This is a genomic window from Jatrophihabitans sp., from assembly GCF_036389215.1.
Lineage (GTDB): Bacteria > Actinomycetota > Actinomycetes > Mycobacteriales > Jatrophihabitantaceae > Jatrophihabitans_A.
This window is the reverse complement of sequence record NZ_DASVQG010000200.1, coordinates 1-12,220: the sequence shown is the minus strand read 5'-3', so window position 1 is coordinate 12,220 and position 12,220 is coordinate 1. Positions and strand designations below refer to the sequence as shown.

Genomic DNA, 12,220 nt, shown 5'->3' with positions numbered 1-12,220 from the left:
CTGCAGCTGAAATGCGAGGGGCTGGATGCCGAGCAGCTGGCTCGCCGCGCGGTCGAGCCGTCGACGATGTCGCTGCTCGGTCTGCTTCGGCACATGGCCGAGGTGGAACGCGGCTGGTTCCGCCGGCGCTTCGCCGGCCAGGACGCACCCAGGCGCTACCAGTCCGAGGAGGACCCGGACGGCGACTTCGACGGTGCGGTGGCCGATCCGGCGGTCGTGGAGGAGGCGTGGGCGGCATGGCGGGAGGAGGTCGCCTTCGCCGAGCAGTTCACCCGCGAGACCGAGCTGGACTTCGTGGGAGCCGACAGCAACGGTGATCCGATCTCGCTGCGCGAGCTGCTGGTGCACATGATCGAGGAGTACGCCCGCCACAACGGCCATGCCGACCTGCTGCGCGAGCGCATCGACGGGCGCCTCGGTCAGTAGGCCGGGCGGGGCGCGTCCGGCTCGATCCTCAGGCCGTCTCGTTCGTCGTCCCAGGCGGCGGCGCTGATCCGCCAGCCGGCAGAGGTTCGGATGAACTGCAGCGTCTTCATTCCCCGCGCGGTGAAGGGCTTACCGTCCTGCACACCCGCCTTGGCGTAACCGCAGAAGTGCTGGGCGATGTCGCCGAACATCTCCGTGTGCCCGGACAGCTCCCACTCGCGGAAGTCGACCAGCGTGCCGCCGGACAGCAACGCCTGCCGGGGTGCGATGAAGCTGTCGAGATCGTAGACGGCGGGCTCGCCTCCGCAGGTCCGGATGATCACCGCTTCGGGAAGGAACGCCGCTCGCAGCGCATCGAGTCGGGCGGCGCTGTCGGGGCCGGAGGTGAAGGCGGCGAAGAAGGTCCGGACGATATCCGCGATCGCGGCCCGGTCGGCGGCCACGCCGTCGGTGTGCTGATGGCTGCTCACGGTGCCACCGTAGCGAGTGGACACCAGGTGTGCGGGGGTCCAGTCCCACTGCTGTGCTTCACGAAAAATCGAGCCATACGCAAGATTTCCGAGGATTTGTACTGACACACTGGCCGGGTGACTCGCTCAGGCCCGCAGAACCGGCGCTTGCCACGACCGTCGAAGCTCGAGATCGCCGGCGTGCTGGCCGGAGTTGTCGTCATGATCGTCGGCGCGGCGCTGTCCGGCGGGGATCACGGTGCCTGGCCCCAGGTCATGCTCTTCATCGGGGCGGTTATTGCCGGGATCAGCGCCCGGCGGGCCGCGGGACGCAGGCTCGATGCCATCCGATCTCGCCCGCCCATGTGATTGACGCCGATGTGATTGACGCCGATGTGATTGACGCAGTGCGAGTAAGGCGTTCTCCGGGAGTCTGACTCCTGGTCTGGACGCGACGGCAGTCGCATGGCATCCTTGGCAAGTTTGCGAGGTTTCGTACCTCATCGACCTCTTTCATCCTATTCACATCGAGGCCCAGCATGCGGCTCAGTCCTGCCACCGCCCAGCCGACGCTCGGGCGCGCCGGCACCCCCCTCGGCGCGGTGGTCGAGCAGTACCGCCGCTACGTCGGCCAGATGCTGGACCAGCTCGCCTCGGACGTGGCGAGGCTGCGGGCCGGGCTGCCCGGCAACGACCGCTCGTCGGCACAGCGCCGGTGGCTGGCCGCGCAGTTCACCTGGCAGCAGGTGGGTGCTGCCTACGGCAGCTTCGCGGCGGCCGGCACGGCGATCGGTGGCCTGGCCAACGACCTGCCGCTGGGAGTCGCCGACCCGGCCTTCACCGGCCTGCACCGGATCGAATACGGCCTGTACCACGGGGAAAGGCTGCCTGACCTGCGCGTGCACGTCGACCGGCTTGCCGCCGATGTCGACGGCCTGCGCGGCAGTCTCGACAAGCTTCCGATCGTGCCCACCGAGATGCCGATCCGCTGCCACGAGATCCTCGAGGACGCGTTGCGCGATCACCTGTCCGGGCAGGACGACTACGGCTCGGGGATGGCCTACGCGCTGACCTCCGGGGACGTGCTCGGCACCCGGGTGGTACTGGAGGAACTCAAACCGCTCATCCCCACCCCGGTACTGGGCCACAGTCCCTACGACCAGTCCAAGGCCGCGCTGGACAAGCTCGATGCCGCGCTGAACGCCTCGATGGTCGACGGCGCCTGGCCGGACTACAGCACCCTGACCAAGCACCAGCGGCAGCCGGTCAACGGCGCGATCGGGGCCGCGCTGGAGGCGCTGTACCGGATCCCGTCGGTGCTCGGCAAAGTCCAGTAACCGCTGACCTGACCCCCGATCGGCATCTGAAGAGGCCCTCATGAGCGTCAATCGTCGTAACTTCCTGCGCGGTGCGGCCGGCACGCTCGCCGCGGCCGGCACCCTGGGGGTGAGCCGGCCCGCCCAGGCCGCGGACAAGGGCGGCGCTCCGGATCCGTCCACCATCTCGGTGCCGTTCCTGGGGGACAACCAGGCCGGCATCTACCGCCCGGACTTCCTGCAGAAATCCGCCTGCTTCGCCGCCTTCCGGTTGCTGGTCGAGGACAGTGCCGGCCTGCAGCTGCTGCTGCAAACCCTCACCAGCCACATCCACTCGCTCAGCGAAGGGTCGTTGCCGACCCAGAGCCCGCCGCGGGAGAGCGAGATCGGTGGCCTGGACAGTGGCGTGCTCGGAGCCCAGGTCCCGCCGGACGCGGTGACGGTGACGGTCGGCCTGGGGGCGGGCATCTTCACCGACCGGTACGGCCTGACCGGCATGCGCCCGCGCGGGCTGACCACCATGCCGGTGTTCCCGAACGACTCGCCGGAGCCGGACTGGACCGGCGGCGACCTGGTGCTGCAGGTCTGCTCGAACGCCGGCGATTCGGTGCACCACGCGCTGCGCGACCTCACCCGCGCGACCCGCGGCATGATGCAGCTGGAATGGAAGATCCTCGGCTTTCACTCAGGCCCGCGCCCGTCCGGCGCACCACGCAACCTGTTCGGCTACAAGGACGGCATCGTCAACCCCGCCGAGGACGAGGGGCTGGTCTGGATCGGCAAGGACTCGGGCCAACCGGACTGGGCGGTCGGCGGCACCTTCATGGTTGTCCGGCTGATCCGGATGCTGGTCGAGTTCTGGGACCGGGTAGGGATTCCGGAACAGAACGCGATCATCGGCCGGGACCGGGACGAGGGCGCGCCGCTGGACGGCACCAGCGAGACCGACATCCCCGACTACGCGGCCGACCCGGACGGGGCGGTGATCCCGCTGGACGCCCACATCCGGCTGGCCAACCCGCGCACCCCGGAGACCGACCGCAACCGGATGCTGCGCCGCGGCTACAACTACGAGAACCACGGGATGTCGCGCAACGGCAACTCCGAGACCGGGCTGATCTTCTGCAGCTACCAGCAGAACATCCAGGACCAGTTCGAGGCCACCCAACTGCGGCTGGCCGGCGAGCCGATGATCGACTACATCCAGCCCTTCGGCGGCGGCTACTTCGTGGTGCCGCCGGGCGTTTCTGAGTTCGGCGGCTACCTCGGCCAGGGTTTGTTCGGCTGAGCTTCGGCGGCTGATACCTCAGCCGAGTCGTTGGTCAGGCGGGTTGTTGGAACGGGTGCATGGTCATGCCGCTGCCGCCACGTACCGAACGGATGGTGCCGTCCGGCGCGAAGTCGTAGCGCATCAGCTCACCGATCGAGGCGCCACCCGGACCGCTGACCATCTTCAGCGAGGTCTCGTCGACGACCTCCAGTGCCACCGGGTCGTCGGCCGGGTTGGCGACCATGGGGTTGAGCGCGAACAGCCGGCCGTCGAGCAGCGCGACGTCCTGCACCCCCCACAGGGTGGAGAACCGGCCGGCGAACCTGGCGCCCGCCGGTGCCGGCTGGTGCGTCGCGGACGCGGCCACATCCATCAGGTGGAACAGCGCCATGGCCAGCGGCTCGGCCGGCCCGTCGACGGCGTTGGTGAGCACCGAGGCCACCGTCCGGCGCTTCGGGCAGGCGAGGGTTCTGGTGATGTGGCCGGGGAAGCCGCCGCCGTGCCCGTACAGTTCATGCTCGCCGACCCGGTTCAGGGACACGCCGAGCGCGTACCCGGACTCGGTTTCCTTGACGTCCCACATCCGGTGCCGGAGCTGGCGCAGCGAGTCGTCGCTGAGCAGCCGGTCATCACCGGGCAGCAGCGCGCTGTAGAAGCTCACCAGGTCGGCGGCGGTGGCGAAGAACCCGGTAGCCGGGGCGAGCGCGGCGGTGCTGACGTGGTCGATCACCGTTCGCTCGGTGGCGTAGGAGAGCGAGCTGTGCCCGGCGGCGAACTCGTCCCGTCGCCCGGGGAGGAACTCGGGCCCGATGTCGGACAGGCCCAGCGGGTCGAGGACCTCCTTGCGGATGGCTTCGTCGAAGGTAGTTCCGGTCACCTGCTCGACCACCAGGCCGAGCACGCCGTAGGCGATGTTGGAGTACTTGAACCGCTCGTGCCGGGGCAGTACCGCCGCGGACGGCTCGGCGGTGATCCGCACCAGCTCCTCCCGGTCCGGATACGGCCGCTCCAGCTGCCAGAAGTCGCCGTCCTCGCTGTCGCGGATCACCCCGCCGCCGTGGCTGAGCAGTTCGCGCAGGGTGATGCCGGCCAGCGCGCTGCCCACCAGACCGGGCACGTGCGCGGCGACCGGATCGTCGAGCCGCAACCGGCCCTGCTCGACCAGCCGCAGCACCAGCACCGCGGTGAACGACTTGGAGTGTGAGGCGATCCGGAACAGGTGCCGCTCGGTGAGGGGTGTGCCGGCGGGCTCGTCCGCCGTGCCCAGCGCGGCTGACAGGCGCTGGATGCCGTCCTCGGCCACGCAGGCCTGCACGCCGGGAATCCGCAGGAACCAGCGGCGGTAGGCCAGCCAGCCGCGGTAGTAATCGAGGGTGTCCTGCCCGACCACGCCTTGCCGCCTCTCCGTCATCGGCAGTTGCCGCACTGCTCTGCTGAAGCTTAGGTGCTCCGGCTCTGGCGCCTCGGGCCACGGGTGAGCGATCGCTCGTCTGAAGGAATCAGCGCAATGAGCGGATTAAGGGTCTTGTCCTGTTTAGTCCGGAGATGTACGTTGATCGCCCCGGTGTTGACGCCAGCTCCCTTCGGGTCCCTAGTGCCGACGCGGGTGGGCGTACACGGCTCGGGGAAGGAGTGCCAGATGGCTGACGACCTTGCCTACCTGCTCGCCGATCCGGACTTCTACCAGCCCGCGGACACTGCCGACCCGGGTCCGCGCTACCACCCGGGCCCGCTGCCGCCCGGCTGGACGCGGCAGGACTCGGGAGCGTGGACCCACTGGGGCCCGGCTGGTCTCGTCCTTCCCGAGCAGGGATGGAAGGTGCACGTGTCCAGCTCGCTGGCCAACGCGCAGTCCGTGCTCATGGTGGTGTCGGCGGCGTGTGCCGAACTCGGTGTCTCCTTCAAGCACCTCGCTGGTCACCGCACCTTCTTGCTGATGCACGGCAAGCATGCGCACCGGGTGCAGGCAGGCAAGTTCTGCGCCCTGTACCCACCGACGGAGCAGTGCGCGTTGCTGCTGCTCCGGCGGCTGGAGGCAGAACTGTCAGGAATCGACGGGCCGTTGGTACTCACCGACCGCCGGTTCGGCACGAGCGTCTGCGTGTCCTACCGCTACGGGGCGTTCCGCGGCCGGATGCGGCTGGACGCGGACGGGAACCGGGTGCACAGCATGCTGGGGGAGGGCGGCGAGGAGATCGACGACCAGCGCCTTCCGAAGTTCCACCTGCCGCCCGGTGTGTCCGACCCGTTCCGGCCGGAGCCGGACGAGGCGGCCCCGGCGCCGCCCAAGCCGCCCAAGCCGCCCAAGCCGCCCAAGCCCAAGGGCCCGGTCACGCTGCACGGCTACACCTTCGAGGCGGTGATCCGGCAGAGCAACGCCGGCGGCGCGTACCGGTTCCGCTCCGCGTCCGGCGAATCGGTGTTCTTCAAAGAGGCGAAGGCGCACAACGGCTACACCGATGACGGCGACGACGCCAAGACCCGTTTGAACACCGAGTACCTGGCGCTGCGGGCGATCCACAGCCGGGAACCCGGCCTGTGTCCGCGGCCGGTGGAGTTGTTCCAGCACTGGGAACACAGCTATCTCGTCACCGAACTGGTGCCCGGCATCTCGCTGTACCGGTGGATGCTCGCCAACAACCCGGCGCTGCGCATCGGGCCGACCGCCGAGGCGTTCGCCGACTACTACCGTCGAAGCCTGGCCCTGCTCGACCAACTGCACGCCCACTTGCGACGGCTGCACGAGATCGGGTTCGTCTTCATCGATCTGAGCCCGAACAACGTGCTGGTCGAGGATGACCGGATCCGGCTGATCGACTTCGAGGCAGTGCAGCCGATCGGGGCCATCCAGCGGTTCATGGGCACTCCCGGCTACCGGCATCCCGATCCCGAGTCGGCACTCAAGGGCGACCCCCGGGAACTCGACCGCTACGGGCTGGCGGCTCTGGCGCTGCTGCTGCTGTTCCCGGTGCACGAGATCGCCGAACGTCACCCACCGGCCCTCGACCACCTGCGTGCCGACCTGGCCGACGTGGCGCCGGTGGAGCCGCGGCTGTGGCAGTGGGCCACTCAGTACCGCGACCGCGCCGAGCGTTGCCCGCTGCCCACGCCGCAGGACGTCCGCGCGGACACCGTGGCAGCCCTGCGCCGGCTGGCAGCCCGGACCGCGGACTCGCTGGAGGCGATGGCCCAGCCGGACCACCCAGCGCGGGTGTATCCGACCGTCCCGTTGGGTTACCGGACAGACACCCGGGCCGTGGCGGCCGGCACCGCGGGGGTGCTCTACGCGTTGCGTCGCGCCGGTCGCGGGTGCGACCGGCGGGTGGTCCGCAGGCTTCGGGACGAGGCGGTGGCCGCGGCCTCCACCAGCGCTCCGGGACTGCTGTTCGGAAGCGCGGGAATAGCCTGCGTACTGGCCGAACTGGGCGAAGGCGAGGCGGCCGAGACCCTGCTCGCCGCGGCGGCGAAGCATCCGCTCAACGGCACGTCGGCCACCCTCGGGGCAGGCGCGGCCGGCACCGCGCTCGGCCTGCTGATTCATCATCACCGTACCGGGGAGCAGCGTTGGCTGGAGGCGGCCCAGCGGCTGCTTCTTGACGTCCCTGACGGCGACGCGCTCGAAACCCGGCTGAGCCCGACCAGGCGGTCGGGGCTGGTGGGCGGCCGGGCCGGCGTGGCGCTCGCGCTGTACTACACCTACCGAGTTACCGGCGACAACCGCCTGTTCGCTCGGGGCATGCGCTTGTTGGGCCAAGAGTTGGCTTACGCCGAACGGGTACCGGGGGATGGGCTGCAGTTCAAGGCCTCGCAGACCGACCGGCGCATCTACCCCTACCTGTTCGCAGGCAGCGCCGGGCAGGCCTCGGTGCTCTCGCGCTACCTCGCGCACCGCCCGGACGCGGAGTTCGAGGACGGCTCCACGCTCCGCGCCGCCGACGTGCTCGAACAGTGCCTGCGGGCCTGCTCGATCCGGTTCACCGCGCTTCCGGGGCTGTTTCCCGGCTTGGCGGGTCTCGCCTCGGTGCTGGCCGGAGCGGGACGGCGGCTCGGCCGCCCCGACCTCGTCGACGCGGCTTTCACCAGCGCGCGAGGGCTGTTCCGCTACGCGATCTCCCAGGACGAGGGGGTGGGCTGGCTCGGCGAGCCCGGGGTCCGGCTGTCCGCCGACCTCTGGTCCGGCTCAGCCGGGATCCTGCTGGCCGTACACCAGCTGATCGATCCGGCGCCGAGTCCCCTGGATCTCCTCGACGTGCACCTGCCGGCGCCGAGGGACACTGTCCAGCCACCTGTGACGGAAAGGAGGGATCAACATGGAAGAAGTCCTGCAGTTGCAGGCTGAAGAGGTCGAAGCAGAGGAGTACCGCTGCGACATCGACAGCTCCAGCAGCGTCCGCTTGAGCTGCTGGTGCGGCTAGGCCGCCTGTTGCCTGCCGGGCTTCGGGCAACCGTGCCCGGCAGGCATCCAGCTGTTCCCAACCCCCAGCACATGCCATTCACCCCTTGCCGATCAGCAACAACTCGTACAGCACGGGCTTGCCGGCGCGGTGGTAGGCGGTGAACAGGTGGCTGGAGCGCAGTTGGCCGCCGGGCAGTGCTCGCAGCAGCTGGGCGGTCGACCAGCTGTAGCACCAGCGCGGGGCATCGCCGTCGGCTCCGGCCAGGGCGGTGCTGGCATGCTCGGCGCCCTGCCCGTCGATCAGTGCTTGGGTGGTCAGCGCAACATGGCCACCAGGGTTGACGTGCCGCATCAGCCGCGGCAGCACGGTCAGCAGGTCGCCGACCAGCTCCAGGCACCCGATCGCGGTGACGAGGTCGAAGGATTCGGTCAACCGGGCAACGTGACTGGAGATGTCCGCGACCTCGAGATGGGCGTCGGGCACCCTGAGGGCAGCGCGTTGCAGCATGGCCGCCGACAGGTCGCTGGCCGACAGCCTCGCCTGCGGGTAGGCGGCGCGGACGACCTCCAGTGTCTGCCCGGTCCCCGCACCCAGGTCCAACGCCGTGCGTACCTCGACCTGCCCGGCCGCGAGCGTGTCCAGCACGCCGGCCAGGTACTGATTAGGAGTCCAGGCGCCGTCACCGGTGTACTCGTCGTAGCTGTCGGCCTGGGCGTCGAAGTAGCGACGAACCGCCTCCGTCTGATCCATCTTGTGATGCTAGGGCCGCCCGGAGTGGGTTGCGGAGCCGGTTAGCGTTGCGTGGGTGAGCATCTCCGTCACGCCTGCGACGGCGGCCAGGTTCGATGACGTCGCGATCATGCTGGGGCCGAAGAATCTCTCCTCGTCGGTGTGCTGGTGTCTGAGCCACCGCGTGGACTCCAAGACCAACCGGGAGCTGGTCGGGCCTGCCCGGGGAGAGTTCGTCCGCGAGCTGTGCGGCCGTGCTGTCGCGCCGGGGGTGCTGGCCCATGACGAGGACGTGGTCGTCGGATGGGCCGCGGTGGCGCCGCGCTCGGAGCTGCCGTTCGCTCGGTCGAAGAAGATCCCGCAGGTCGATGACCTGCCGGTCTGGTCGGTGTGGTGCATCCGAGTGCGTCCCGGCCACCGCGGCAAGGGCATCTCGCACGCCCTGCTCGACGGTGCGGTGGGCTATGCGCGGTCGCACGGCGCGCCGGCGGTCGAGGGGTATCCGGTGGACAACGCCGGCCGCAAGGTCGATCTGACGATGGCCTACGTGGGGACCCGGAAGTTGTTCGAACGAGCGGGGTTCACCAAGGCCGCCGACACCGAGGCCGTCTCGGGCGGGTTTCCGCGGGTGGTCATGCGGCTGGACCTGCGCTGACCTGGTGTGCGCGCCGGGTAGCCTCGTGCACCTCCAGCCAGCCGCCGCACGTTCACCCTTCTCTCCAAAGGCAGGACACGCATCGTGACCCACGCGAACTCATCGCTGCCTCGCTTCCACCTGGCGGTGCCGGTTGACGACCTGGCCGCGGCGCGGCACTTCTACGGCAAGGTGCTGGGTCTGGCCCAGGGCCGCAGCGCCGACACCTGGATCGACTGGAACCTGCACGGCCACCAGTTCGTCACGCACCTGGCCCCGGGCCGCCGCGCCCAGCGGGCACACAACCGGGTCGACGGCCACGACGTGCCGGTGCCGCACTTCGGGCTGCTGCTGCAGGTCGCGCAGTTCCAGGAGCTCGCTGACCGGCTGCGGGCGGCGGGCACCGTGTTCGTCATCGAGCCGTACCTGCGATTCGAGGGCCAGGCCGGCGAGCAGTGGACGATGTTCCTCCTCGATCCGGCGGGCAATGCCTTGGAGTTCAAGGCCTTCGCCGACGACGCCCAGATCTTCGCCGTCTGAGACCGGCGCCGGCGGCAGGGGTCGACCAGCAATCGGTTGACCACCAGGCTCGATGGGAGTCAGATGAGGGCATCTGGCCAGCTGCGCCGTGGGAGGCGAACATGAGTTACGGGATGATTGCCAGGGTCCAAGCACCGGACGGGACGTACGAAACCGCACACCGGGCAGTCCTCGAGGCACTGGGAGGCAAGCAAGCCGAGGGCCTGCTGTGCCACATCGGGAGACAGATCGACGGCGGCTTCGAGGTGATCGAGGTCTGGGAATCACAGGAGGCTTCGAACAAGTTCAACGAGGAGGTCGTCATACCGGCGATGGTTCGTGCGGGCGTTCCGATGGCCGGGCCTCCTCCGGACCTGACCGAGTTCGAGCCGTTGGACGTGATGATCGGCAGGAGCTAGTTCTTCGGCGGCCGGGGCGAGGGCGTTATCGGCAGCTGCCATGCATCCACCGTCCACCGATTGTGAGACTTGACTCTCACATTTTGTGAGAGAAGACTCTCGCATCGTGAGAGCCGGTAACCGCCTGGGTGACACTGAGATCACCGATCCGCACACGATGCGCGCCCTCGCCCATCCGGTGCGCCTCTCACTCCTGGACCAACTTCGCCAACATGGGCCCGCTACCGCGACCGAGCTCTCCCCCAAGGTGGGAGCGACTCCGTCGGTGACCAGTTGGCATCTTCGGCACCTGGCCGGTTTCGGTTTGGTGCGCGACAGCGAGCCAGGTCCGGACCGGCGCGCCCGCCGATGGGAAGCCGTGGCACGAGGCTTCCGGTTCGAGTTCCCCGCCGACCCTGCGGACGCCGACGGTGCCTCGGCGGCCAGGGTGCTGTCCGAGCACCTCTTCGCCCGGGCGGCGGAGCTCCTTCCTCGCTGGCTCGAGGAGGTGGAACCGGGACTCGACCCGGCATGGCGCAGGTTGGCCGGCGTGTCGAACACCCGCGTCGTGGTGTCCGCACCGGAACTCGAGCGGATCGCTGATGCGATCGAGCAGGTTCTGGCGCCCTACGTGCTCCGCGGTCCCGACGAGCGGCCGGCCGGCAGCCGGGGGGTGCGCCTGCTGCGCTATGTCCTGCCCGAAGCCGAGGACGAGGCAAGCAGCCCTGCATCGTGAGCACGGTGGCAGGAGCCCCGGCGTCCTTGTGGCGCGACCCGCGGTTCCGGTCGTTCTGGGCCGGGCAGACGGTGTCCCAGTTCGGTGATCGCGTCTCCGAGCTCGCGCTGCCGCTGATCGCGGTGGCGACGCTGCGGGCCTCGGCCTTTCAGGTGTCGTTGCTGACGGCCCTGGTCTGGATACCGAACCTGGTCGGGGTCTTCCTCGGCTCGTGGATCGACCAGCGCACCCGCAAGCGCCGCCTGATGGTGTGGGCGGATCTGCTGCGCGCCGGGGTGCTGACGAGCCTGCCCGTGGCGCTGCTGCTCGGCGGGGTGTCGCTCGGTCAGCTGTACGCGGTGGCCCTCATCACCGGGGCCGGTGGCGTGCTGTTCAACACCGCCTACTCGGCGTTCTTCGCCCACCTCGTTCCGCGGTCCTCCTACGTCGAGGCCAACAGCAAGCTCAGCACGACGCGGTCGGCCTCCTATGTCGCCGGCCCTGCCCTCGGTGGCGCCCTGGTGCAGGCGTTCACCGCTCCGGTCGCCGTCGTGGTCGACGCACTGTCCTTTCTGGGCTCCGCGCTCCTCCTGGGCCGGATCCCGCTGACCGAACCCGCGGTCGTCGCCGCGCCCTCGGCCTCTGTCTCGCAGCGAGCGCGCGAGGGCATGGGCTATGTCCTGCGCCATCCGGTCCTGCGCGCCGCCCTCGGGTGCGCGACCACCATCAACTTCTTCACCTTCCTTTCCAGCGGGCTGCTGGTGCTGTTCGCCAGCCGCATGCTGGGCCTGACGGCGGGCGTGATCGGGTTGGCGTTCGGGATCGGCTCGATCGGGGCGCTGCTCGGCGCCGTGATCGCCCCCAGGGTCTCGGCGCTGATAGGCGTCGGTCGAAGCATCACCATAGGAGCGGTGCTGTTCCCGGCGCCCATCGCGATCGCGGCGGCAGCGGAGGGACCGCTGTGGGTCCGGGCCGCTGCCCTGGCGGGCGCGGAGTTACTTTCCGGCATCGGCGTGATGCTGTTCGACGTCAATCTCAATGCCCTCATGACCAGCGTCGTCTCCGACGGCCTGCGCGGCCGCGTCGCCGGTGCGTTCAGCACCGTGAACTACGGGATCCGACCCATCGGATCGATCGCGGGAGGCCTGCTCGGCACGCTGATCGGCCTGCGAGCCACCCTGCTCATCGCCGCCGCCGGCGGCGCACTGTCCGTGCTGTGGTTGACCGGATCGGCGATACCCGCCATCCGCACGCTGAGCGCTACCCACGACGAGTGATCACGGCGGCGGCTCCGTCGCTGAGCCACCATCCTGTGGTGGGATGGTGCGGTGGCGCGCTTCGTGGCATTCCTCCGTGCGGTCAACGTC

13 protein-coding genes are annotated in these 12,220 nt (G+C 69.5%); 10 read left to right on the top strand and 3 right to left on the bottom strand.

The annotated features are described in order from the left end of the window. Positions 1 to 426 (top strand): DinB family protein (locus VF542_RS10830; RefSeq protein ID WP_408651720.1); only part of this gene is annotated, 426 nt, incomplete at its 5' end. Here the strand turns inward: VF542_RS10830 and VF542_RS10825 are convergent. Further along, a complete protein-coding gene (locus VF542_RS10825; protein WP_408651719.1) occupies positions 420 to 896 on the bottom strand; it encodes a DUF4440 domain-containing protein in 477 nt (158 codons plus the stop codon). The genes VF542_RS10830 and VF542_RS10825 overlap by 7 nt on opposite strands. A gap of 117 nt (positions 897 to 1,013) precedes the next feature. On the opposite strand from VF542_RS10825, the gene VF542_RS10820 reads away from it, so the two are divergent. From VF542_RS10820 to VF542_RS10810, 3 genes are all read left to right on the top strand, one after another. Continuing rightward, positions 1,014 to 1,244 carry a hypothetical protein gene (locus VF542_RS10820; protein WP_408651718.1) on the top strand — a complete coding sequence of 77 codons (231 nt, stop codon included), beginning with the start codon at positions 1,014 to 1,016 and terminating at the stop codon, positions 1,242 to 1,244. A 170-nt stretch (positions 1,245 to 1,414) separates the two neighbouring features. Then, positions 1,415 to 2,212: an EfeM/EfeO family lipoprotein gene (locus VF542_RS10815; RefSeq protein ID WP_408651717.1), complete on the top strand. Its 798-nt coding sequence runs from the start codon at positions 1,415 to 1,417 to the stop codon at positions 2,210 to 2,212. 40 nt (positions 2,213 to 2,252) lie between these two features. Then, the gene (locus VF542_RS10810) at positions 2,253 to 3,479 is read left to right on the top strand and encodes a Dyp-type peroxidase (protein WP_408651716.1); all 1,227 of its coding nucleotides are present in this window, start codon (positions 2,253 to 2,255) and stop codon (positions 3,477 to 3,479) included. A gap of 34 nt (positions 3,480 to 3,513) precedes the next feature. Here the strand turns inward: VF542_RS10810 and VF542_RS10805 are convergent, their stop codons facing one another. Further along, positions 3,514 to 4,872, bottom strand: coding sequence for a serine hydrolase domain-containing protein (locus VF542_RS10805; protein ID WP_408651715.1), 1,359 nt, complete (start codon positions 4,870 to 4,872; stop codon positions 3,514 to 3,516). Between the two features lie 228 nt (positions 4,873 to 5,100). Between VF542_RS10805 and lanKC the strand changes: the two genes are divergently transcribed. Then, positions 5,101 to 7,800, top strand: coding sequence for a class III lanthionine synthetase LanKC (gene lanKC, locus VF542_RS10800; protein WP_408651714.1), 2,700 nt, complete (start codon positions 5,101 to 5,103; stop codon positions 7,798 to 7,800). Between the two features lie 154 nt (positions 7,801 to 7,954). Here the strand turns inward: lanKC and VF542_RS10795 are convergent, their stop codons facing one another. Continuing rightward, the gene (locus VF542_RS10795) at positions 7,955 to 8,608 is read right to left on the bottom strand and encodes a class I SAM-dependent DNA methyltransferase (protein ID WP_408651713.1); all 654 of its coding nucleotides are present in this window, start codon (positions 8,606 to 8,608) and stop codon (positions 7,955 to 7,957) included. Between the two features lie 55 nt (positions 8,609 to 8,663). On the opposite strand from VF542_RS10795, the gene VF542_RS10790 reads away from it, so the two are divergent. The 5 genes from VF542_RS10790 to VF542_RS10770 all read left to right on the top strand — a co-directional run bounded on the left by VF542_RS10790 (position 8,664) and on the right by VF542_RS10770 (position 12,130). Further along, positions 8,664 to 9,242, top strand: coding sequence for a GNAT family N-acetyltransferase (locus VF542_RS10790; RefSeq protein WP_408651712.1), 579 nt, complete (start codon positions 8,664 to 8,666; stop codon positions 9,240 to 9,242). 84 nt (positions 9,243 to 9,326) lie between these two features. Then, a complete protein-coding gene (locus tag VF542_RS10785; protein WP_408651711.1) occupies positions 9,327 to 9,761 on the top strand; it encodes a VOC family protein in 435 nt (144 codons plus the stop codon). 101 nt (positions 9,762 to 9,862) lie between these two features. Next, the gene (locus VF542_RS10780) at positions 9,863 to 10,159 is read left to right on the top strand and encodes a hypothetical protein (protein ID WP_408651710.1); all 297 of its coding nucleotides are present in this window, start codon (positions 9,863 to 9,865) and stop codon (positions 10,157 to 10,159) included. Positions 10,160 to 10,265: 106 nt separating this feature from the next. Further along, a complete protein-coding gene (locus VF542_RS10775) occupies positions 10,266 to 10,874 on the top strand; it encodes an ArsR/SmtB family transcription factor (protein WP_408651709.1) in 609 nt (202 codons plus the stop codon). Next, entirely contained in the window at positions 10,871 to 12,130 is a 1,260-nt protein-coding gene (locus tag VF542_RS10770) for an MFS transporter (protein WP_408651708.1), read from the top strand. The genes VF542_RS10775 and VF542_RS10770 overlap by 4 nt, the downstream gene beginning before the upstream one ends. The last annotated feature ends 90 nt before the right edge of the window (positions 12,131 to 12,220 follow it).

What these genes read in the sequence shown, in the direction of transcription:
- VF542_RS10815 (WP_408651717.1), top strand. Translation starts at nt 1,415, where the DNA reads ATGCGGCTCAGTCCTGCCACCGCCCAGCCGACGCTCGGGCGCGCCGGC.
- VF542_RS10810 (WP_408651716.1), top strand. Translation starts at nt 2,253, where the DNA reads ATGAGCGTCAATCGTCGTAACTTCCTGCGCGGTGCGGCCGGCACGCTC.
- VF542_RS10780 (WP_408651710.1), top strand. Translation starts at nt 9,863, where the DNA reads ATGAGTTACGGGATGATTGCCAGGGTCCAAGCACCGGACGGGACGTAC.
- VF542_RS10805 (WP_408651715.1), bottom strand. Translation starts at nt 4,872, where the DNA reads ATGACGGAGAGGCGGCAAGGCGTGGTCGGGCAGGACACCCTCGATTAC.
- lanKC (WP_408651714.1), top strand. Translation starts at nt 5,101, where the DNA reads ATGGCTGACGACCTTGCCTACCTGCTCGCCGATCCGGACTTCTACCAG.
- VF542_RS10795 (WP_408651713.1), bottom strand. Translation starts at nt 8,608, where the DNA reads ATGGATCAGACGGAGGCGGTTCGTCGCTACTTCGACGCCCAGGCCGAC.